The organism is Acinetobacter portensis, assembly GCF_023158935.1.
Classification (GTDB): Bacteria; Pseudomonadota; Gammaproteobacteria; order Pseudomonadales; family Moraxellaceae; genus Acinetobacter; species Acinetobacter faecalis.
Window position 1 is genome coordinate 26,371 of record NZ_CP096123.1, and the last position, 22,697, is coordinate 49,067.

The following is a 22,697-nucleotide window of genomic DNA, read 5'->3' on the forward strand; positions in this document are numbered from 1 at the left end:
ACAAATCCCTGACAAGCATTACCGGGAGAGGTTTCCATCGCATCACTCTCCTCAGGATTGCGTAAGTTATGTAAGTTATGTAAGTTATGTAACTTTATAATTTCATCTTCCTGGCTAATTAATCCAGATCAGTTCTTCGTACTAGTGGAACATGTAATTTTAGTGCTGCACTTCCATATATGGACAAATCCCTGACAAGCATTACCGGGAGGTTTCCATCGCATCACTCTCCTCAGGATTACATAAGATTGTAAGTTGTGTAAGTTACATAACTTATGTAACTTTATAATTTCATCTTCCTGGCTAATTAATCCAGATCAGTTCTTCGTACTAGTGGAACATGTAATTTTAGTGCTGCACTTCCATATATGGACAAATCCCTGACAAGCATTACCGGGAGGTTTCCATCGCATCACTCTCCTCAGGATTACATAAGATTGTAAGTTGTGTAAGTTACATAACTTATGTAACTTTATAATTTCATCTTCCTGGCTAATTAATCCAGATCAGTTCTTCGTACTAGTGGAACCTGTAATTTTCAGTGCTGCACTTCCATATATGGACAAATCCCTGACAAGCATTACCGGGAGAGGTTTCGATCGCATCACTCTCCTCAGGATTACATAAGATTGTAAGTTACATAACTTATGTAACTTTATAATTTCATCTTCCTGGCTAATTAATCCAGATCAGTTCTTCGTACTAGTGGAACCTGTAATTTTCAGTGCTGCACTTCCATATATGGACAAATCCCTGACAAGCATTACCGGGAGAGGTTTCCATCGCATCACTCTCCTCAGGATTACATAAGATTGTAAGTTGTGTAAGTTACATAACTTATGCAACTTTATAATTTCATCTTCCTGGCTAATTAATCCAGATCAGTTCTTCGTACTAGTGGAACCTGTAATTTTCAGTGCTGCGCTTCCATATATGGACAAATCCCTGACAAGCATTACCGGGAGAGGTTTCGATCGCATCACTCTACTCAGGATTACATAAGATCGTAAGTTGTGTAAGTTGCATAAGTTATGTAACTTTATAATTTCATCTTTCTGGCAAATTAATCCAGATCAGTTCTTCGTACTAGTGGAACCTGTAATTTTCAGTGCTGCACTTCCATATATGGACAAATCCCTGACAAGCATTACCGGGAGAGGTTTCCATCGCATCACTCTCCTCAGGATTACATAAGATTGTAAGTTGTGTAAGTTACATAACTTATGTAACTTTATAATTTCATCTTCCTGGCTAATTAATCCAGATCAGTTCTTCGTACTAGTGGAACCTGTAATTTTCAGTGCTGCGCTTCCATATATGGACAAATCCCTGACAAGCATTACCGGGAGAGGTTTCGATCGCATCACTCTACTCAGGATTACATAAGATCGTAAGTTGTGTAAGTTGCATAACTTATGTAACTTTATAATTTCATCTTTCTGGCAAATTAATCCAGATCAGTTCTTCGTACTAGTGGAACATATAATTTTCAGTTTATAAAACTAGGGCGTGTCCTCATTTGGCTTTACACCAAATAAACATGCAAGCAATGTAAATCATAGACTGGTAATTTCGTGCAAGCTTATCAAATCGGGTTGCAATCGCTCGGAAATGCTTCAATCTCGCAAACACATTTTCAACTAAATGTCTTAATTTATATAGATATTTATCAAACACCTTATTCGATCTCTTACTGTTTGATCTCAATGGAATAATGGGAATCATATCCTTGTTCTGGGCATATATTCTAATGTGCTCAGCATCATCCCCCTTATCAGCAATGAGATAAGTTGCCTCGCCTACAGTATCAATCAGTTGTTTTGCAACTTGACTGTCGTGGACGCCACCCCCAGTGATTTTAAAATCAATCGGTAATCCATTCGCGTCGGTTGCAAGATGTATTTTTGTTGTTCGTCCACCACGTGATTGTTCAATTGCTCTTTCGAAACCATTCCGAGCTCCACTTGCATGTTGATGCACGCGTATGTAGCTTCCGTCAATGAATACCCATTCTTGATCCAAGACGCCTCGTAATCTAAAAAAAATTTATTCCACAATCCCTTGCTTGCCCAACGATTAAAACGATTATAAGCAGTTTGCCAAGGACAAAATTCTTGAGGAATATCACGCCATGTGGCGCCTGTACGCAGTTTCCATAAGATCACTTCCATGATATTTCTACTATTCTTTGAACGGTAGCAACCATGTAATCGCATAGTATCTTGAATTTGCTGCCAGATATCATCGGTAAGAAGAGTACGTGCCATTGAAAATATAGAAATAAAAATAACTCAAAGGAGGATTTTAAGTATTTAAAACCAATTCTTCAAATGAGGACACGCCCTAGGGTTACCAGGGCAGACTAAATTTTTCCTATAGGTTTGTAGTGTTCAAAATAAAAATTTCTATTATTCAGGTTATGATAACTTTTCTGATTTATATTTTTCTTTATAGCCCACTTTTAACAAATCAGAATAATACTTTTTTACCTTTTCAGGGTCGAGGAGTTCAAGTGAAATCCTTTCTTTAAACGCTTCGATCTCTTCGCCTACATTGGCATATTTCCCCCCGAATTCGGGATATTTGATAAGATCACACAATTTTTGAGCGAAAAATATAGATTGTTTTGGTGTCAGCTGATATGCAGGTTCCAGTACCTTATCACTAACAATTAAGGAAGCTTTTTGATTAAAAGAAAATTCGATATGTGTAATTGTTCTCCCTTCTTTTTTCTGCTCATAACTTACGTCGATATCAGTAAGTTTATTAATTTGATCTATGGCAACCGTCAATACACGCTTTTTGAAATCTCCCATGGTTTTATATTCATTTTCAAGTAGACCTAACTTATCACGCAATTCAACCATACTAATATATAGCTTGCCTTTGCTACGCCATCTAATCAAAAGTTCATACAGCCGTATAGCGTATACACTAGATAATTGAGAAATTTGCTTTAATTCATAACGAGTAAACTTTTCTTCAAGTTTTACAAAAAGCTGTAAAATATCAGGAGCAAAAATTAGTTGAGCACATGCAGCTTCTTTAACATAGCCAACTTTTGATACCCAACGGCTTTTGTAGACCGCTGGCTTACCTGTAACAGGATCTATGGCCTTATAGGTGAGTCTACGTTCAAATAAGTTATCACACGCTCCCTGAAGAGCCTCATAGGCGGCTTGACGACCCAAATTAAAGTGCTTCATGTATTCAGACGCATGTATTGTTAGCAATGTATCCGATGTAAGCTCTTTTTCAATTTCCCTAGCTGCAATAATTGCAACTAAAATTAAGCGTTGTTCAGACAGAGTCAATGCATAAGATGCTTCAATCAAGTTATTGTCTTTATAAATTAGATTTGCCATATTGTGATTAAAGAAATAAATTCCATTAATAGACATTAACACTTAATGTCCATTAATGGAAGATCTATTTATGCCAGGAAAACGTCCATTTAAATAAAGGAAAACGTCCATTTAAATAAAGGAAAACGTCCACTTATTGTCAGGAAAACGTCCATTTAAATAAAGGAAAGTGTCCACTTATTGTCAGGAAAACGTCCATATAAAACCTCTGAAAACTAGACTTCATAAGGCATTCAGAGTTTCTATAAATATAAATTTATAAAATATATATAAAATTAAAAAAGAACATTACTTGTGGATAACTTTTTTTTAACTTTATTTTTCACAATAGTTGATTCATGAGATTGAAACTTGTACATTATTTTCAACAAAATTACGTAACTTACATAACTTATGATTATTTTAGTAGGTGGTGAAAAAGGCGGAGCTGGTAAAAGCTGCCTTGCCCAAAACTTAGCAGTTTATTTACAAGAAAAGAATAGAGATATTCTGCTTCTAGATGCAGATCCTCAAGGCACAACAACTGACTGGATTAAAGAACGTGATGAGAATGAGGATTTAAAAAATATTCCATCTGTACAAGCTTCAGGCAATATTCGTCAAGTTTTAAAAGATTTATCAAAAAGATATGAAGATATTATCATTGATGCTGGTGGACAAGATTCGGAAGCATTACGTTCTGCTATGACTATAGCAACACATATGCTCTTGCCTTTTAGGCCTAAACGTAGAGATCTAAAGACTTTGGATCATATGGAACAAGTATTAAAACTGGCACGAGCAGTGAATCCAGATTTGAATGCAAGAGCAATCATTACACAATGCCCAACATTACCGTCACAAGTACAGCGAATTTTAGATGCTAAAGAAGCCTGTGTATCGTTCGGAATAAAAGCATTAGACCACATCACGACAAATCGAAATGTTTATGATGATGCAGATGAAAATGGCTTATCTGTTTTTGAAGTAACAAGTGATCCTAAGGCAAAAGCAGAAATTGAAGGGATAGCTCAAGAGTTTTTAGGAGTATAACTATGGCAGGTCTTAGCGGTTTAAAAAAGAAAACTGACGAGCTTTCAGATCAGGATAAACTGGTTGAAAATTTCATATCTGGAGCTGATAAAAGAGTTAAGGATCTAGAAGTTTCACAAAAGAAATTCGTTCGTTGTACCTTTTCTTTGAACCAAGAATTAAGTGAATTAATTGATGAGTTAATTATCAAAAGTAATAACGCTCGTGTTAACAGATCTAGTATTGTAAGAATAGCTTTAGAGTCACTGGCAGAGCAGAATTTAGAAGATTTTAAGCAGCTCGTTGATAAAAGTTTTAAATAAAATAGAGAATGGAAGAGGTTATTCAATCTATAAGATTAAATAACCTAACTTCATAACTTCATAACTTCATAACTTCATAACTTCATAACTTCATAACTTCATAACTTCATAACTTCATAACTTCATAACTTCATAACTTTACTGGCAAATAATTTAAATATTTTGATTTGTTGATAAACCTTATATAGACATCGCGATACTTTGATATTGGAAAATCAAATGGTAGAGTTATTACGTGATATATCACGTTAACTCATTGAGCTGTTCTGTGTTAGCTGGATAGAAACATATAACATCATAATCGGTATTTTTAGGCTAAAGATAGATTGGTGTAAAAATAAAGTTAGTAAATAAATCATATAAATCAAATATTTTTTGATTAAAGATAAATTTTATTTGATTGAATTCTATTGATTTTGGGACTATGTTATTCTATTGCTTTAACGGGTTTTATTGCACAACCTAGCCTTTGACATACTCCCACCACTTTCGTTTTTCCTCAAGTGGGGGATTCTAAAAGCAAAAGCTCTTAGGTGACCTTCCTCACGGATTTCAGTTGCTTTCTGCTTCACAGGGCGACCTTTACCTCATCCTCCCTCGACAGACAAAACGGTATGTCCTGCCGCCAAAATATTGCGAGAAGCGTTAATATCCGCATTCTCGCTAAAGCCACATTCAACACACTCAAACTTAGTTTGAGTAAGTCTATTTTCTTTGGCTACATGACCGCATGAGCTACACGTTTGACTTGTATATCTAAGGTCAATTTTGACGAGCAAACCACCTCGCCATAGCTGTTTGTACTCCAACATATCGACAAGCATCGACAAACCTTGATCAAGAATTGATTTGTTTAAGCCCGATTTGGCTTTAACATTCTTTCCTTTTTTCTCGATTGAGCCTTTCGCTGATTTCGACATATTGGCTACCTTTAAGTCCTCAACTACGATCATTGCGTGGTTTTTGCTGAGAGTTGTAGTGACTTTGTGCAAGTAATCATGCCGAATATTGGCAATATGATGGTGTAATTTATTGATCTTTAGATTCAGTTTTTTCCAGTTTTGACTAGTGCAAAATCAATAAGTATTTGGACACCCATTCTTCTTTAAGTTGGACACTTTAATAAACGTATTCATTAATTTTTGCAGTGTTCCTCAGTTGGTAATGTGAATACCATGCCACTCACCAACGAGCTAATACGATTACTTTCAGCCTTACGTTGCTTGGTATTCACCGACAGGGCATAAATGATCATTGTGTCCCGATACATTTTTTCAGGCTCAACTTTATAGTCAATTTCCGCAGCACAAACCATTTTTCTACTAACTTCGTGTGACGCTCTACGATAGGCCTCACGATCATCACTAGCCAAAGTCAGCTTTCTTCGTAATTCTTGTGCATACTGCATATATACGCTAACAAATTCAGGGTTATTCCCATATTTGAGCTTTATGTATCCCTCAATATCATCACGCACACCATTACTATTTGCATCAATCCCACCAATGGTTTTTGTTTTATCTTCATTTTTTAGGAATTTTGATGTTCTCACTTCTTTTAGTGAATTCTGAATACTTGGATTAAGAAGCGAGGAACAGGCCATCAAAAGTATACTTAAGCAACTCAGTGCAATAACCGCTTTTTTCATAGGAATCATTTTACTTTTTTCGTTTAAATTTCGTTTTAGATGCAAAGAGTGTCTGAAAATAAGAGTGTCCAATTAAAAGAAGAATCTGTGTCCAGTACGATATACTATTAAGTGTCCAATTGGGCAAGAATATGCAACTAGGATCAGTCTTTCCAATCTTTGTGTAATAAAGCAGTTTTATATACTGAAAAATTTAGTTTTATAGAGGGCTGAATATCAAAATCAAAAAATAGGACAAAAGACGTAAATGTGATATAATTCAATTGGTTAAATCATTTTTGGGTTTGCGCTTGTTAAAAATATAAATTATACTTTTTAAATTAATTCTCAAAAGATATTTGTATGATCAGTGTTTCAGGAAAGGCTGTTTGTCGTGACGAATTAACTTATATTGAAAATAAGTTGATGGATTTTTTAAAAGAAAGGCTTTCTAACGTTAATAAGAAGTTCCCAGGTACGGCTATTTTTAGAAAATTTGATCATGCCGCTACGTTTTATTATTGTTCTGGATCAAGTAATAAGCCAAGATGTATGCTATATCTCAAGTTCGGTTATAATTTATTTTATGATGATGGTAGAAAAGAAATTTTTGTTTCAACTTTAGGTTTTAATACTAAGAATAAAAGAGAAGATGGAATAGGATTACTTGATGTTTTGAATGAGATAGCTCAAAAATTTGAATATGAGATCATCTCTTTTGAGGCTGACTATTCAGTTCAAGGATGGACTAAAAGACTTCGATTACCGCAAATAGTTGATATTTTCCCAAACGAATTTAATAAGGTTTTACTAGACTACAAGAACAGTTTTACTGAGTATAATTTTTAGTAGCTGAATATAAAAAAGCCAGATGTACTATCTGGTTTTTTTATATGAATTGGTGTAACAATAAAGTTAGTAAATAAATTATATAAATCAAATATTTTTTATTAAATACAGAGTTTTTTTTGATTGAATTTTATTCATTTTGGGACTGTGTTATTCTATTGTTTTAACGCTAAAAATAACTTACCTGTGAGAAAAAATGATGACACCATTGCTCATTGATGCATTAACAATATCTGAAGGTAGGTTTGAAAAACCATGCCCAGCTTTAGTTTTGAAAATGATGTTACTCAATGGGGAAATAAGCAGTGAGTTTTCAGAAAAAATTAAAAATCAAGCATTACTACTGCTCGCGATATATCGTAAGTTACTGCTTGCTGTCGATAGGGATTTATGTAAGGTAAAAATTCTAAAGGACAGTGTGAAAAGAAGACACTGGGCTAAAGTGGATAAAGCACAGAATAAGATGGTGGTTGCAGACCAACTTCGACTAAAGCATTTAGATCTAGAAGAAATGATTCTATTTTTAAATACACAGAATTTGTTAAAAAAGCTACCGATTACCTTTGTTCAAAAATTGATAAGTTGGGCACCACCAGTGGTGAGTGGTACTTTTTTAATCGAAAATGTTTTAGCTGGTTATATCGCCCAGAAGCTTTTGCCGTTAGAAAAAATTAAAGTAAAAGAGCTTGGAAAATCTGTACAACCATATTTTCACTTAGCTGACTTTTTTGTATTTTTACCTCGTCTGGAAGAACTTTATCAAAAACATCAGCAGCAAATTGTTTGTGCGGCACCAACTGCAGAAGTTGCTTTGGCTTTAACAGACTTGAAGAAGGCGTGGATTTATCGTATTCGGAGTAGTTCATGAATAGGTATTTGGAGCAGCTCCTAGAATGGATTAATCAGAATGAAAATATAGAAGAACAACAACTGATCCAAGCATTATTTTTGTTGCGTGCACACTATAGCTTAGCTGGCATTGTTGTCATTTGTCAGCGAATCTTCACATTGATTGCGGATGATGAATTACTAGAATTTCGTGATGAGCTTAATACGTTAAAGATCATTAGTAGATTACAGGATTCTAGTAAATATCCACATTTTTTCTCAGAAACAACAGATAGAAACAAACATAAACTCACGCCATTGCGTCCATACACTGGAGACAGTGGAATTTGTGACTTGCTATTAATTCAAGCAGGAATAAGTCGAAATAATCAGTCTTTTGATACTGTAATCACGTGGTTTTTAGAGCAAATCTTTTACTTTCAAAAAAACGTACATACTCTAGAAATCTATAGTAATTATTTAAGTGGTGATGGAAGCATAAAGCTGAAAGCTCAAAAGGGATCTCGTGTGTATAATGCCTTTTTAGCGATTAGGCAGTTGGGTGATCCAAGTCATGAGGATATTTTAGAACGAGTCAAAGACTTAGTGACTCAAAACGAACCGGAACAATGGATTCGTTCGATGTCAGCTGGTTCTGAAGATAAACGATTAAATGAAGTTTTTTATGCATTAAAACTGTTTTTATCACAAATTTGGGATAATAATCGATTAAAAAATAAGAAGAAACGCCGAGAATTTTTACACCGTATAGGGTTAAAGCATCAAAAACTTATCTTGCAACGATACGGCTCATTAAGTATTGCCATCCAACCTTTGCAGGAGATTGATGAGATTCATCGTGGTCTGATTTCTGAAGTATTTGCGGATGATGAGATTGAAGAAGATGAAACACCATTGGAGCCATTGTTTACACTTTTTTTGGCAGAACAATCCGATTTAATTCGAGGGCTTTATGCATCTAAGTCTATTTTTCAGCATGTTGAAGCTACAAATGTTGGTTTAGTTTGGACAAAATGGCGATTGTCATTAAATTCGATTCAACAAGTGTTGAGGCTCTGTCAACCATCTCCGGCGGATAGCAGCTTAATTTTACGCGCAAAATTAGCTTTAATATTGAGTTTACTCACTGGACGTTCGGTTACTGAATTAACAGCGCCGTGTTTTAGTCAAAATACTGATCAGAATAATATTGCTATTCAGTATGATCATACTTTATCTGCATATGTATTGAGTGTTTTAGCAGGGACACCGACACTCAAAACAAAGCCAGAAGATTCTAAATTTCATGTGCCATGGACTAAGAAATTACATTTGGTTTTACCAAGTGAGCTCAATGATTTGGTGAATCAAGTCAAAAATCTTGGGATTAGGACCCGTCAACTGGCAGTTGAACGCGAAGTTAGAAGATTAATTAACAGTGTACCTCAAGAGCTAGAAGTCAGCCTCAAAAGCATTCGAGATATTCTTCCACGGTTGTTATATGAGCATAGCCAAGGTGATTTAGCTGTCGTTAAAGCAGTGACTAATGAATCAGGTCGAAATTATGATAACTTGATTCATTATGCCTCTTTTGAACAGAAGAAACTTGAGCAATTATGGTCTGATTGTTTAAGAACGATAAAAATTGATATTCCTCAATACATACACACTTCAAGTGAACGCGTGGGTAGCCCGATTGGAATAAAGATTGTTGAAATACAAAATGAAATTACACGAATAAAAAACAGAATAAATCAGGCTTATGAACAGAAAAATTGGCAGGTGCTCTTTGATAACTTAACGTTGTATACAGCATTGTGGATGAATCTTGCAACTGCAGGACGAGGAATTAAGCAACCCTTTCCAAAGTGGATCAGTCAGCCCGGATGGGCATTGATTCAAGATAAACATCATCAAGATGAATCAACCGATCGTTATGTACCATTGACGCCAGCGTTGATCAAACAGATTCAAGGTTTACGTGGTTTGATGCGAATGCTGGGGGAGCAAGTTGAACCACGTGTTGATTTATCATCTTATGCTCTGCAACTTTTTGATTCTCATCAGATTGAAGGTTTAGTTAGAAATTGGGCACGGAAGTTGGTTCGCTCTGATCATAATCAGTTACCTGGACGGTTCAAGGACGCTGGACTTGGGCACTGGATACGGGGGCGTCATCCATGGGATATGTTATCAGTATTTCCTGTATCAGTTTTTAAACAACAGTGGCTTGATGTACAAGAAAACCTGCAAAAACAATTAGGTTTCGAATATTTTGAAGGTTTTGATTTTTTTAAAATCAAGCATATTCCAACATTTGTTTTAACCCAAGAGACTAAAACAGCTCAAGTAGAGACGAAGCCGAGAATACAATATTCAGAAAATGATGTAAAAGAATGGCTGAAAAACTCAGAGTATGAGTCCTATTTTCCGTTGATTTTTGAGGAAAATCCTGAGCCACAAGTAGCTTTAGAGCTTGGACATCTATTAGCTTCCCATTTAGCTAAAAATACAAACATTGATTTGCCAGAAGCGATCAAGGCATATTGTGCTTATATTCGCGATAAAACGAAAATTCCTTTATTCGTTCAACTTCCTCAAAAAGCTAATCGTACATGGCTGACATCTGAAAATAGTTTTAGTACATGGTGTTATATTGAACAAAACTTACTTGATCTTATTCAGAAGGATTTAGAACATTTACCTGAACATCAAAATTGTGATGTTGAAATAGGACGTTTGCTGGTTGTACTCTCCATGTATTCACAACTGTGCAGAGTGAGCCATTTACAAGCGATGTTGGAGTTTATTGCTTCTGATCAACATATAGTCGCTATGGGGAATAGTCGGCTCGTTGAACTGACAGTGAATAATGATAGATCTGTGACGAAGATACGCCGTACAGTACTGTTAAGTCCTTATGTCTCGACGTTGATTTTAGTAGGCCGACAGTATCTACAGCCCCGATTAAAAGAGATTTTAGCACAGCCAAGAAATCAACAAAGAACGGCTTGGCAAAAGTGTTTTAATACATATTTAAAACAAATAGGGGTTAAGTCAACTCTATCGTTAGCTCAATGGTTGAAAGCTTTACAGCAAAATGTGATGTTAAATAGCACTCCGTTGATTGCAGGTTATATATCAGGCCAAGTCCTGACTGAAGATCTTTCAATAAATGAATTATTACGCTTATCCGAATATGAAAAATTAACCACAAATTTAGATAGCACTGAGCCAGAAAGTGAAATAGAAATAGACGATGAGCAACTACATTTGTCTGATATTTTAGCGATGATTCAGCAACTAAAAGGTGAATCTAGATCAAGCATTTGGCTTAAACAGCTTGCCAATAATGAAACGAATCACTACTCAGTCAATTTATTAACGTGCTTTGTGCGATGGTTGATTTTACGCTGTGATGCAGAAGAGTTAAGTCTACAGAATCGAAATATGATTCATCTACATTTGGCCATCGTCAGTGCAGGTATATTGGGGTTTTCAGAAGATTTAACAAAAGATAGCCAGATTGATGAAGATGTATTTCAAAAATGGATGGAGTTGACGCAAGAGCATTTTCCACACCGTAAGCATCTCGCTGCGTGGAATCGCTTTAGAGATTTTTTAATTCAGTTAAATGATAATCGTATAAAGTTACACAAGCGTACAGCGCATCAAGCAAGTGCTAAAGTTTTTTCAAAAAATGAAGTGCAGCAGATCGTTCAAATATTACAATCTGTAGAATCCGGGGTGAATGATGCTGCTTTACGTCTAGAGATTCAGCGTCATTTTCGTTTATCTGCAGCGATGGGTGTACGCCGTTCAGAGACACTTCATTTACGGCCCTTAGATATTGATGAAGATATGCTCCGAATTCGTCCTTATGGTGAGCATCAGTTAAAAACACTTGGATCAGAACGTGTTGTTCCGATGAATTTATTAAGTCAGACGATTCAAAATGGATTAGATGATATTTATAAGAATAAAAAATATTCGATATTAATGTCTGATGAAAACAGTGAGCATAGGCCTTTTTTTGATCAAATATCTAAAATATTAAAGAAAGTCACTGGAGATGTTGATCTCAGTTTACATCATTTAAGACATACGTTTGCAAGTACATATGCTTTAAAGTGTTTGCAAACAGTGGTGGATTTTAAAGCGCTCACGCTAGAACTGCCATGGCTACAAACTTGGATGCCATCGAATGAGCAATTTAATACGCTAGTAGGTAATGAAGGACAAGTTGGGCAAGGGATTAAGGCGATTAGTCGAGTGCTTGGACATTTACATGAATCGACCACATTAAAGCATTATGTTCATATCTTATTTCTGGCTACTTATGCCTATAGCATGCAACAACAGCAACCCAATTTACATACTGCATTTTTTAAGCGAGTCATGAGTCGGAGTAATTTATTCAGGCATTTCCAAGCGATTCATCAACAGGATGGTAATCTAAAATATGAGTTGAGAGATACCATCGAAAAATATGTACTCAAAAAAAGACAAAGTCAGAGGTGGGTCATCTATGCTCAAAAAATAGAGAATTCGACGGGAAAAGTAATTAAACACGAATTATTTCAAAAGTTTGAAGATGTTGAGCGGTATCTTATTTCTGGGCGGGGGCAGCCACGAGTAGATATTGAGTCCTGGAAGAGGGCTTTAATTACGATGGCAAACATTCCGTCAGGTAAACGTGGTTCAAATATAGGAAGACATCCATTATCGACACAAGGAAAGTTAGCGCGTTTGCCTGAATTACTAAGTGCTGTAGATTTTAATTCTGCACAAGAGATTTTAGAGCGATTTGATTATTTAGAACAAAATCAATCAGAAACTTATAATTGGTTAATAAAAAAATGGTTGTATGAAAGTAATGTAACAAAAGTATTGATGCATTTTACGGCAGAGGATGAACCTATGCTTTCAATCCTTACAGAACATCAGTTTTTTCCGATAGTGATGAAACATAATAAATATGATTATTTTAGAATTATGTCTCAACAAGCGTCATTAAGCGCTGTGCGATGGGTACTTGCGTGGTTGAGTGTACGATATTTGGTGATTAGAGATCATAAGTTTAGTGTTTAAAGTAAACATGTAAAAAGTTCTTTTAGACCATTAGCCTTAACTTATCTATAGGATAAAACCAAACAAACATATATATGTTTACTTTTTAAGGGCAACTTATCAGAATCTAAGTAAATATGACTTACGCACGCTTTATTACACAAAGGTTTGAACAAATTTAGTGGCGCATTCTCGCTATTTTAAGGGCGAGTCAAGCCCTACGTGTGCATGAATATCATTTACCTGAATAGGAAACTTCTTGCAGCTCATTTATCAATTAATAATAGAGACTTAGGTATCAATAGTGCCAAAAAAAATCACATCATACCTTGCATTTAATATGCTACTAGAAGCCGTATAGCATCCTTCCTTGAGCAAATAGCCTAAGCATATATCGTTCAACCTAAGGGGCCCAGGCCTTGGCTTTGTCAAATATCTGATTTGCCAAGCCAAGGCCTGGGAATCCGCGAATTTGATTTTTTTCTTTACTTTCAATTTGATCCATACGTTATCGATTGATAGGACCAGCGTTTTCAGATTACTTCTTTTCTTGCATGGTTTTCAATTGTGTATGAAATTCATGAAAGCCTCATGCAGATTCATCATCGAACGATTATTTTCAAAGACTTCACCCGGGTACGCCGTAGTATTGAGTTCTTGATCGCCAATTTCCCCGTGGCGACCACCGAAACGGTTGGAAAGTTCGGCAGTGGTATCAAGGGCTATGATCGGCTACAAATTGTCTATAAAGCCTTTATTTGCTTAAGCTTGGAAATGGAGGTTGATTTTGATGATGAGGAATGCCTGAATACCTTTATTCTGTCCATGTCTAAGGCCTTCAAGTACATCAACTTTAACGAGTTCTATGTCGAAAGATTTTTGGGCGGTTATGATGATGCAGTCGTCAAGCATGTGGTGGGATATGTGGAGTCGATTAGTCCAATTTCTCGGTCAAATCCCAAGGCCTTTTCGACATTAACCAAGAGTCTGCTTAAGCACAATTTTTTGGTGGGTAATCATAATTTTTGCCTCATTTGTGATGGATTGATCTATCTTGATTCTACTGAATCGGATCATCGGATTGCCAAAGCCGTAGGTGGGCAAGGTGTTCTAGAGAATGGTCTGCTGGTTCATCCCATCTGTAATAGGATGAAATCAGATCTGAGTCTGGAAGAGATTAGAGCGGATTTGTTTGGTGAATTACTGTATTAATCAACAGAGCGATGAGCTCATTTTTGCAGATGTATCAATGATTAATCACATGATTTAACTTTTGATACATTCAGCCAATGTGGTTATTTTTAATTCAGTCCAGAATCACAACCAGAAACTAGCTGTAGTTTCTGAATGACCGTCAAGGTCCTTAGTTTCGCCCATAGATTCCCTCTGTGGGCTTTTTTTTGATCAAAAATTGTATAGATGCTCTAAAATAAACCTTTTAGCATTTCATAAGCAATTAGGATTAAGGCTGAGACCATTAGCACAACAAAAATGAGTTCCACTCTAGTTAACATATTAATTCCTTTTACTTTTCACTTAATTTATATAGCAGTTAACTCGTAGCATCAATGAAATAACATGACATGGAAAATAATCAAAAAAAGATAGAATCTAGATTTTTATTACATTTACTATCCGTATACTTCAACAGCAGCTTTGAATGTTTCACTTAACCTTTAAACTTTTATTAAAATTAAATATATTCACACATGTATTCTAAAATTTGATAGAATTTATTAAAACTTTAGATTCTAAGTGTAAATAATGAGAAGCGCTAATATTCGACGTGATGGCTACTTAAAATTTCTGAATACATGGCAAGACCGTGATGTCATTAAAGTACTTTCAGGTGTGCGTCGCTCTGGAAAATCCACCTTATTGGCGATGTTTCAACAAGACCTGAAAGCACAGGGTGTACAAGCCGAAAACATCATTGCCATCAACTTCGAATTTATGGAATTTGAAGAACTCACCGATTACCGTAAACTACATGATTATGTATTGTCCAAAGTTGATAAAAGTAAAAAAAATTATGTTTTTTTAGATGAAATACAACATGTTAAAAATTTTGAGAAAGTAGTCGACTCTTTATATGTTCGGGATTATATCGATTTATATATTACAGGCTCAAATGCATTCTTTCTAAGTGGAGAACTTGCGACTTTACTTACAGGACGCTATATCGAGCAACACGTTCTACCTCTGTCATTCCAAGAATTTAAACAGTGGCATATTGAAAATAATCCGATCATCCAACAATTATCCAATCGTGATTTGTATGCCATGTATACGCGCAGTAGTTTCCCTTATACGCTTGCCATGACTAGCCAGCAGGAAACTTATGATTACTTGCAAGCGGTCTATGCCAGTGTAATGTTTAAAGATGTTATTCCCCGTTTGAATACTGCCGATATTAACTCTCTCGAGCGTGTCGCAAGATATTTGGCAAGCGTGACAGGCTCACCTATTTCCATCAATAAAATTAAAAATACCTTTGTTTCAAGTGGGGTTAAAATTTCATTTGAAACAGTAAAACGCTATATTCAGGGCTTACAGGACAGTTTGTTATTTTATAGTGCTGCACAATTTAAAGTACGCGGGCGTGAGTTATTACAATCCTCTGAAAAATACTATTTAGTTGATGTCGGATTGCGCCGGATTATGTTGCCTGATGCTAATGCTGATCAAGGTCATATCTTAGAAAATGTAATTTATCTTGAGCTTATCAGACGAGGTTATACGGTCTATGTAGGGCGGGTTGATGAATATGAAATTGATTTTGTTGCTGTCGATACTTTACAGAATTTAACTTATTATCAGGTGGCATTAGAAACGCTCAATGAGGAGACACTCAGCCGAGAGTTACGTCCATTACAGAAAATTTCTGATTCGTATCCCAAATATTTACTTACCTTAGACACGATAGGGGCTGAAGCAAATTATAATGGTATTGTAAAAATGAGTGCTCTCGATTGGTTGCTATCTGAAAATAAGTAAAGTTGAGGGTAGACATGAATACTCTTATTTATTGATTAAAACTCAAAGACTTTTCAGCATCATCCAAGAATGTATTCAAGCATAATTTCTGCTCCAATTGTGATGGATCGATTTACCTCGATTCGATTGAGTCAGACCCTCATGATTGAGCCAGAGTCGCTTACTGAAAGTAGCGAGAATTGCGCTGGAGTTTCTGAAGGATATTAATTCCTTAGTTTGCCCATTCATCCATGTGGGCATTTTTTTTGATCAAAATACAATGCTGTTCTTGCTAAAAAATGACGGCACCCACCATAAAACACAATATTCCAAAAATAATCCAAGGCCAGATCTTTGTCTTCGGTTGTTCTAAATTCTGAGGATTATATTCCGTGTGTTCTAGCGATGTCGGTTGTGGAACACGGGTCTTTTTAGAGTAAGGCTGGTGTTTAGAGTAAGATAGTCCCGTACCTGGAATACCGACACTGGTTCGCGTACCTTTTTTCCCAATATTTAGAGAAGCACCAGGTTTGCCAATGCTGGCACTGCTGATGCCTTTATGGGTCAGATTAATTTTAAAACCCGGGAATAATTTAATACTTTTACGAAATCTAAAACCCATATTTCTCTCATTCTAAAACTTAGCTCAATTCACGCGCTATACCAGGATCCATGATCTGCTAGAGATCGTACTTTGACGGCTATCATCAGGATACTAGTATATTTTTTATCTGGTGATTGCAATACTACCTTTAAATACCGTCAAAAATGTTTACTGTATATTTGCTGTAGGGTAATCTTAAAACTACTATTTATTGACTGATTGGTATATGACGACAGATAAGCATGAAGTCCTGCTACGAATGCGAGCCATCGAGCTGCTTGCTTACTGGGAAGGTCGTTTGGTTACCAATCGTTTGATGAGTTGGTTTGGACTTAGTCGACAGCAGGCTTCTGCGGATATCAAGCGTTACAATACGCTTTACAACCCCGATGCCTTGATTCATGATCCATCGGTAAAAGGCTATGTGCCTAAAGCCAGTTTTCAACCAGTACTGACTACAGCGCATATCAATGAGTATCTCAATATGCTCTCGGGCTTGGTCAGTGAATCGCATACCCTGATTGCGATGCCAGAACCGAATCTTGCAGCAGTTCAATTACCTGATCGCAGTGTACGTCCTGAAGTGATTCGGGAAGTTTTGCGTGCCTGCCGCAACCAAAGTACTTTAAAAATGATTTATGCCTCCATGCAGAATCCGCAGTGGCATGAACGCATGATTTCCCCACATACCCTGGTGTATACCGGTTTTCGCTGGCATGTCCGTGCCTATTGCCATCAGAGCAAGCAGTTTAAGGACTTTTTACTCTCCAGAATTGATCGCACACCTGTTGTGGTGGCGATTGAGTCAGTAGACCCTGCTCAGGATCAGCAATGGCATGAGGAAATTGTACTGACGCTGATCCCTAATCCAAAATTGAATGAAGCTCAAAAAGCGCTGGTCGAAAAAGACTTCGGCATGCCTGATGGCAGATTACAGATTCCGGTGAAAAAAGCCCTGGCTCACTATACCTTGCAGCGCTATCAGGCCGCGATCACGCTGGCTGAGGCGGAAGATGCCTTGAAATATCCCTTGGTGTTACAAGGTTCAGATATCGAAAAGCTGTCGTCTTACCTATTTGATCAAGCTTCATAGGAGATTGGCTATGTTAGAACAATTTCATTATGACAGTGACCTAATTGGTGGCTCACTGATGGTGCGTGAAAGCCGGCTGATCGCGGATCTGTTATTACGAGAGGCGACTCCAGAACAATGGCATCAGGCCATTCAGGTTGACAATATTCTGCAAAAAAGAACCGCAGCCTCAGCTCAACGCAATGCCACCGCTATTCGTAAGCGTCTGGAGCGCTTAGAGCCTGATTTCTGGAAAGCTTTGCGTGATGGGGATGATGAGCTGGCGACCCAGGTGGCTTTTTGTGGCGCATTGGAACGCAACCTGTTGCTGCTTGAGTTTATGGAAACGGTGATGAGAGAGGCCTATATCTCTCAGGCTCAATACCTGGACAGTTATATCTGGTCAGATTTTCTGGATGAGCGTTCACAACGCGATCTTGATATCTGTGATTGGAAAGAGTCCAGCAAGAAAAAAATGGGGCAGGTGGTATTTCGCATGCTGGCAGAAGCCGGTTACTTAAAAAGTACCCGTAAGTTGGAGTTGCAGCGTGTGATCGTCAGAGCAGAGCTGCGTAGCCTGTTGGAAGAACATTATAAACAACGCATTAAAAGATCTATGGAAGTGTCGCTATGGACGCGGTAGTTGTAGAGGGGCAGCAATGAATCAAAAAATACATGAGCGTCTGAACCAGATTCCAGAGCGAATTCTTTCCACCGAGTTTCTCACCGGGCAAGGACTGGGCAATGAAATTGGCTTCTGGATTTTTGATTATGCACCTGAAGATGAGTTGAAAGTGCGCGAATATCTGCATTTTCTAGACGGGATGCTGGAGAAAAAACACAGTCAGCTGAAGGTGGTGAATATCAACCTGCTACAAGCCGTGGTGGATTATCTGGCTGAGCGTAACTTCATCGATAAAGCCATTCAAATGCAAAAAGCCAAAGGCGATGAAGCGCTGCTCAAAGCGCTGAAAGGTCCACTGCATATGGATAAGTTCGCGCCGTATCTGGTGAGTAAATATGCCACCAATGCGCAAGATATTGTGTTGATGACTGGGGTAGGGTCGGTTTGGCCACTGTTACGTGCCCATCACTTATTGAATAGTTTGCATTCGTTACTGGGACATAAGCCAGTGGTGCTGTTTTACCCAGGCTATTACGACGGTCAAGCGATGAGTTTATTTGGAAAAATTCCAAGCAATAATTACTACAGAGCATTCAGATTAGTGCCTTAAACACGGCAAATAGAAATAAGAATTCGGGGGGATTGATTGAGATGAACATTAAAGAACTTTTTTACAAGCCATTAGATCGTGCAATTAACGGGGTGGTGAAGGCAGATCAGGATGATAATGCCACGGTTTACCAGGAGCTGGATGAGTACGTGGTCACCAATGAACTGGAAAAGCATTTTCGGGACTTTTTCCAGTCTTATGGTACAGACCTAAGCGATCCTTCGATTGCCAACCGAGTCGGTGTGTGGATTTCAGGCTTCTTTGGTTCAGGTAAATCACACTTCCTGAAAACCTTGTCGTATATTCTGGCCAATAAAGTGGTACGCGATGCGGAAGGTAACGAACGCAGTGCTGCAGAATTCTTTGATGAAACTAAAATCCGCGATGCATTTATCCGTGCCGATATTGGCAAGGCCGTTAGCCATCATGCCGATGTCATCCTATTTAACATCGACAGTAAAGCCAGTTCCAATGACGATGGCAATCCGATCCTGAATGTGTTTTTACGTGTGTTTAACGAGTATCAGGGTTTTAGTGCTGACCATCCACATATTGCCCATATGGAACGTCACCTGAGCCAGAAAGGTGTCTATGAACGCTTTAAACAGGCTTTTGAAGAATCCAGCGGCATGTCTTGGTTAGAAGAACGTGACGGATATCAGTTCTATCAGGATGATGTCGAAACTGCGATTTCTCAGGCACTCAACCTATCAGCAGAAGCTGCACACAAGTGGTTTGAGGATTCTGAGCAGACCTTTAGTGTTTCGGTCGAAAACTTCTGTCAGTGGGTGAAAGAATACCTGGACAGCAAAGGACCCCAGCAACGCATGTTGTTTCTGGTGGATGAAGTGGGGCAGTTTATTGGCAGTGATACCCGCTTGATGCTGACATTGCAAACCATTACTGAAAACCTGGGTACGATCTGTAAAGGCCGCGCTTGGATTATCGTCACCTCACAGGCAGACATCGACGCGGTTCTAGGTGAGATGTCTTCTTCCAAAGCCAATGACTTCTCCAAGATTGCTGGACGTTTTAAAACCCGGTTATCACTGTCCAGTTCAAATACCGATGAAGTCATCCAGAAACGTTTATTACGAAAAACCCCGGAAGCTGAAGCACTGCTCAGATCGGTGTTTGAGCAAAAGGGCGATATCTTAAAAAACCAGATCACCTTTGACCGTTCAGGCCCAACACTCAAGAACTATGAGGGTCCAGACAGCTTTATCAATAACTATCCTTTTGCGCCGTACCATTTCCAGCTGGTGCAGAAAGTTTTTGAAGAAATCCGTAAGGTCGGTGCGACCGGTGCACACCTGGCCTATGGTGAGCGATCTATGTTGGATGCGTTCCAGATGGCCGCGAATGCGATTGCTACAGATGAAGTCGGTGCCCTGGTTCCTTTCCACCGCTTCTATACTTCAGTGGAAGGCTTCCTGGATACAGCAGTGAAGCGTACCATCGACCAGGCAGGGCAAAATAAAACCCTGGATGGTTTTGATGTGCAGATGCTGCGTACCCTGTTCATGATCCGCTATGTCGATATCATCAAAGGTACGCTGGATAACCTGGTGACTTTGTCGATTGAGAAAATTGATGAAGACAAGCTGGCATTGCGCAAGCGGATTGAAGAAAGTCTCCTGCGTCTGGAAAAAGAGAGCCTGATTACCCGCAATGGTGATGAGTTCCTGTTCCTGACCAATGAAGAACGCGATATCACCCGCAAAATTAAAGCCACAGACTTAGCGGCTTCAGAAGAAAATAAAGAGTTAGCCAATCTGATTTTTAAAGATTTACTGCGCGATCAGAACAAATACCGCCATCAAGCCAACAAGATGGACTATCAGATTGGTCGTTTTCTGGATGGTCATAGCTTGGATGGCAAGTATGAGAGCGATTTGAAAGTTGAAATCATTTCTCCACTGGATACGGAATACAACCTCTACACTGAAGCTTACTGTATTGGTAAAAGTACTCAGGCCGAAGGACAAGTGCTGTTTAAACTGGCAGACGATAAACAGTTCTTTAATGAACTGCGCACCTGGCTGAAAACCAATAAATTTATTCGGTTAAATGATGATGGCACCCAATCGGATATCAGCCGTATCCTGGCAGACCGTGGCCGTGAGAATCAGGAGCGTAAAAAACGCCTGCGTGCCCGGGTCGAAGAAATGCTGCTGGACGCGGAAAGTTATGCCTTGGGTCAACATCTACAACTTTCATCTTCAAGTCCAACCACCAAGCTGGATGAGGCTTGTCGTTATTTGCTGGAAAATACCTATACCAAACTGAGCTATCTGCAAGTCTATCAGCAGGATGCCTGGCGCGAACTGAACGCCGTATTGACTGTGGATGATATGGCGCAGCTGGGCTTGTCTTTGGATGGTGGGCAGAGCAATCCGAAAGCCCTACAGGATGTCGAACAGTACATCTCGCTGCGTGCAACCGGTACCGAACGTATTCTGGTATCGGATGTGGTGGATCGTTTTGCCAAACGTCCTTATGGCTGGCCAGATGCCGAGATTTTACTATTGGTGGGTCAGCTGGCTGCGATGGGGCGGATTTCTCTGCAGTTAAATGGCGGCAGCTTACAGTTAAAAGATGCCTTTGAGCCTTTACAAAACAGCCGCCGTCGCCGTGATGTGTCGATCATTAAAAAGCGCCAGACTGATGATCAGGTATTGAAACAGGCACGCCAACTTACCCAAGAACTGTTCTCGGCTATGGGACCAGCGACTGAGAAAGAGCTGTTTGAATTCTATACCCAGAATTTTAAGACATGGTTAGGTAACTTTAAGTCGTACAAAAGCAAAACAGATGTCGGACAGTTCCCGGGCAAGAAAGTGATTGAAAAATCGATTCTGACTTTGGAGCGTTTGCTGGCCAATAGCGACAGCTTCGATTTCTTTAAGGCCGTGGTTGAGAACAAGGACGACTATCTGGATCTGGAAGAAGACTATCGTGACATTCATGAATTCTTCAGCAACCAGATGCCAAGCTGGCAACAACTGCAACAGGCCTTACGTCATTTTGAGAAAAACAAACAGGCGCTGGGCAGTGATGATGTGGCAAAAAAAGCCCTGTCTGAATTACATCGTATTTCCACCCTTGAATCGCCCTATGGCCTGTTAAATAAAGTCGCTGATTTGGTTCGCACCGTGGAAAGTGTCAATCAACGCTTGCTGACTGAAAAGCGCAGTCAGGCGATAGAACACATTGATGACAAGATCAAACAGCTGGAAGCCGAGATTAAAAACAGTGGTATCGCTACCGCTGAATTGAGTAACAAGCTATTACGCCCACTACAACTGCTGAAAACGGATATTGAAGTGGAAACTAGCCTGTCCACCATCTATATGCTGCAAACCCAAACCGCCGTCGAGCGTTTTGATGAAGGCTTGTATGAGTTGGAAAGCGAAGTTCAGGCGGAAATCCAGCGTCAGGCCAAAGCGGCACAACTGGCTCAGAGCAAAGCAGAGAGTGTAACCAACACTGCAACCACCGCCAGCCCAGCAACATCAGAACCTGCTGCGAGTCCTGTAAAGCCTGCGATCGCGGTAGTGCCACCGAAACCAGTGGTAGAAGTTGATGTTGCTAGCATTTACAGCAAAACCTCCAGCAGTGTCTATCTGGAAACAGAAGAATCAGTGGATCAGTTTGTAGACGCACTCAAAGCTGAATTGAAAAAAATTGTGAGTGATAAAAAGCGTGTGCGTATCCGCTAACAGGGCTTAGGGATA

14 protein-coding genes and 2 pseudogenes are annotated in these 22,697 nt (G+C 38.6%); 11 read left to right on the forward strand and 5 right to left on the reverse strand.

Features of this window, described 5'->3' with window-relative positions; translation table 11 throughout:
• Positions 1–1,515: 1,515 nt before the first annotated feature.
• A protein-coding gene (locus MZO21_RS14950; protein WP_248102868.1) for an IS5 family transposase occupies positions 1,516–2,267 on the reverse strand; the annotation gives its coding sequence in 2 pieces (ribosomal slippage) (positions 1,516–2,033 and positions 2,033–2,267; 753 coding nt in all).
• A gap of 150 nt (positions 2,268–2,417) precedes the next feature.
• On the reverse strand, positions 2,418–3,365 hold the full coding sequence (gene repM, locus MZO21_RS14955) for a replication initiation protein RepM (protein ID WP_010117601.1): 948 nt from the start codon (positions 3,363–3,365) through the stop codon (positions 2,418–2,420).
• Positions 3,366–3,758: 393 nt separating this feature from the next.
• On the opposite strand from repM, the gene MZO21_RS14960 reads away from it, so the two are divergent.
• A complete protein-coding gene (locus MZO21_RS14960) occupies positions 3,759–4,397 on the forward strand; it encodes an AAA family ATPase (RefSeq protein ID WP_004726798.1) in 639 nt (212 codons plus the stop codon).
• Positions 4,398–4,399: 2 nt separating this feature from the next.
• On the forward strand, positions 4,400–4,699 hold the full coding sequence (locus MZO21_RS14965; protein WP_004969894.1) for a hypothetical protein: 300 nt from the start codon (positions 4,400–4,402) through the stop codon (positions 4,697–4,699).
• Between the two features lie 587 nt (positions 4,700–5,286).
• Here the strand turns inward: MZO21_RS14965 and MZO21_RS14970 are convergent.
• Both MZO21_RS14970 and MZO21_RS14975 read right to left on the reverse strand, forming a co-directional pair.
• Positions 5,287–5,766: pseudogene (locus MZO21_RS14970) on the reverse strand (RNA-guided endonuclease InsQ/TnpB family protein); the annotation flags it as partial.
• A 68-nt stretch (positions 5,767–5,834) separates the two neighbouring features.
• Positions 5,835–6,347 (reverse strand): hypothetical protein, encoded by a 513-nt coding sequence (locus tag MZO21_RS14975; RefSeq protein WP_180191934.1) that lies wholly within the window; start codon positions 6,345–6,347, stop codon positions 5,835–5,837.
• 342 nt (positions 6,348–6,689) lie between these two features.
• On the opposite strand from MZO21_RS14975, the gene MZO21_RS14980 reads away from it, so the two are divergent.
• From MZO21_RS14980 to MZO21_RS15000, 5 genes and pseudogenes are all read left to right on the forward strand, one after another.
• On the forward strand, positions 6,690–7,175 hold the full coding sequence (locus MZO21_RS14980; protein WP_248102865.1) for a hypothetical protein: 486 nt from the start codon (positions 6,690–6,692) through the stop codon (positions 7,173–7,175).
• 196 nt (positions 7,176–7,371) lie between these two features.
• Positions 7,372–8,043, forward strand: a complete 672-nt coding sequence (locus MZO21_RS14985; protein WP_248102862.1) for a hypothetical protein — start codon at positions 7,372–7,374, stop codon at positions 8,041–8,043.
• Positions 8,040–13,094 (forward strand): tyrosine-type recombinase/integrase, encoded by a 5,055-nt coding sequence (locus MZO21_RS14990; protein WP_248102859.1) that lies wholly within the window; start codon positions 8,040–8,042, stop codon positions 13,092–13,094. The genes MZO21_RS14985 and MZO21_RS14990 overlap by 4 nt, the downstream gene beginning before the upstream one ends.
• A gap of 501 nt (positions 13,095–13,595) precedes the next feature.
• A pseudogene (locus tag MZO21_RS14995) lies at positions 13,596–14,285 on the forward strand (HNH endonuclease signature motif containing protein); the annotation flags it as partial.
• A 552-nt stretch (positions 14,286–14,837) separates the two neighbouring features.
• Positions 14,838–16,070, forward strand: a complete 1,233-nt coding sequence (locus tag MZO21_RS15000) for an ATP-binding protein (protein WP_248102853.1) — start codon at positions 14,838–14,840, stop codon at positions 16,068–16,070.
• 271 nt (positions 16,071–16,341) lie between these two features.
• On the opposite strand, the gene MZO21_RS15005 is transcribed toward MZO21_RS15000, so the two are convergent.
• A complete protein-coding gene (locus tag MZO21_RS15005) occupies positions 16,342–16,671 on the reverse strand; it encodes a DUF4236 domain-containing protein (RefSeq protein WP_000506885.1) in 330 nt (109 codons plus the stop codon).
• A gap of 208 nt (positions 16,672–16,879) precedes the next feature.
• Here MZO21_RS15005 and MZO21_RS15010 point away from each other — a divergent pair, with 208 nt between their 5' ends.
• From MZO21_RS15010 to brxC, 4 genes are read left to right on the forward strand one after another with little or no spacing between them, the layout of a single operon-like run.
• The gene (locus tag MZO21_RS15010) at positions 16,880–17,746 is read left to right on the forward strand and encodes a WYL domain-containing protein (protein ID WP_248102850.1); all 867 of its coding nucleotides are present in this window, start codon (positions 16,880–16,882) and stop codon (positions 17,744–17,746) included.
• 10 nt (positions 17,747–17,756) lie between these two features.
• Positions 17,757–18,368: a DUF1819 family protein gene (locus MZO21_RS15015; protein WP_136143647.1), complete on the forward strand. Its 612-nt coding sequence runs from the start codon at positions 17,757–17,759 to the stop codon at positions 18,366–18,368.
• 16 nt (positions 18,369–18,384) lie between these two features.
• Entirely contained in the window at positions 18,385–18,960 is a 576-nt protein-coding gene (locus MZO21_RS15020) for a DUF1788 domain-containing protein (RefSeq protein ID WP_111281984.1), read from the forward strand.
• Between the two features lie 41 nt (positions 18,961–19,001).
• On the forward strand, positions 19,002–22,682 hold the full coding sequence (brxC, locus tag MZO21_RS15025; RefSeq protein ID WP_248102847.1) for a BREX system P-loop protein BrxC: 3,681 nt from the start codon (positions 19,002–19,004) through the stop codon (positions 22,680–22,682).
• Positions 22,683–22,697: the final 15 nt, after the last annotated feature.

Bases quoted from the DNA above. Each gene is read 5' to 3' on its own strand.
- MZO21_RS15005 (WP_000506885.1), bottom strand. From the start codon at position 16,671: ATGGGTTTTAGATTTCGTAAAAGTATTAAATTATTCCCGGGTTTTAAA.
- MZO21_RS14990 (WP_248102859.1), top strand. From the start codon at position 8,040: ATGAATAGGTATTTGGAGCAGCTCCTAGAATGGATTAATCAGAATGAA.
- MZO21_RS14960 (WP_004726798.1), top strand. From the start codon at position 3,759: ATGATTATTTTAGTAGGTGGTGAAAAAGGCGGAGCTGGTAAAAGCTGC.
- brxC (WP_248102847.1), top strand. From the start codon at position 19,002: ATGAACATTAAAGAACTTTTTTACAAGCCATTAGATCGTGCAATTAAC.
- MZO21_RS15000 (WP_248102853.1), top strand. From the start codon at position 14,838: ATGAGAAGCGCTAATATTCGACGTGATGGCTACTTAAAATTTCTGAAT.
- MZO21_RS15020 (WP_111281984.1), top strand. From the start codon at position 18,385: ATGAATCAAAAAATACATGAGCGTCTGAACCAGATTCCAGAGCGAATT.
- MZO21_RS15015 (WP_136143647.1), top strand. From the start codon at position 17,757: ATGTTAGAACAATTTCATTATGACAGTGACCTAATTGGTGGCTCACTG.
- MZO21_RS14975 (WP_180191934.1), bottom strand. From the start codon at position 6,347: ATGAAAAAAGCGGTTATTGCACTGAGTTGCTTAAGTATACTTTTGATG.
- MZO21_RS14985 (WP_248102862.1), top strand. From the start codon at position 7,372: ATGATGACACCATTGCTCATTGATGCATTAACAATATCTGAAGGTAGG.
- MZO21_RS15010 (WP_248102850.1), top strand. From the start codon at position 16,880: ATGACGACAGATAAGCATGAAGTCCTGCTACGAATGCGAGCCATCGAG.
- MZO21_RS14980 (WP_248102865.1), top strand. From the start codon at position 6,690: ATGATCAGTGTTTCAGGAAAGGCTGTTTGTCGTGACGAATTAACTTAT.
- repM (WP_010117601.1), bottom strand. From the start codon at position 3,365: ATGGCAAATCTAATTTATAAAGACAATAACTTGATTGAAGCATCTTAT.
- MZO21_RS14965 (WP_004969894.1), top strand. From the start codon at position 4,400: ATGGCAGGTCTTAGCGGTTTAAAAAAGAAAACTGACGAGCTTTCAGAT.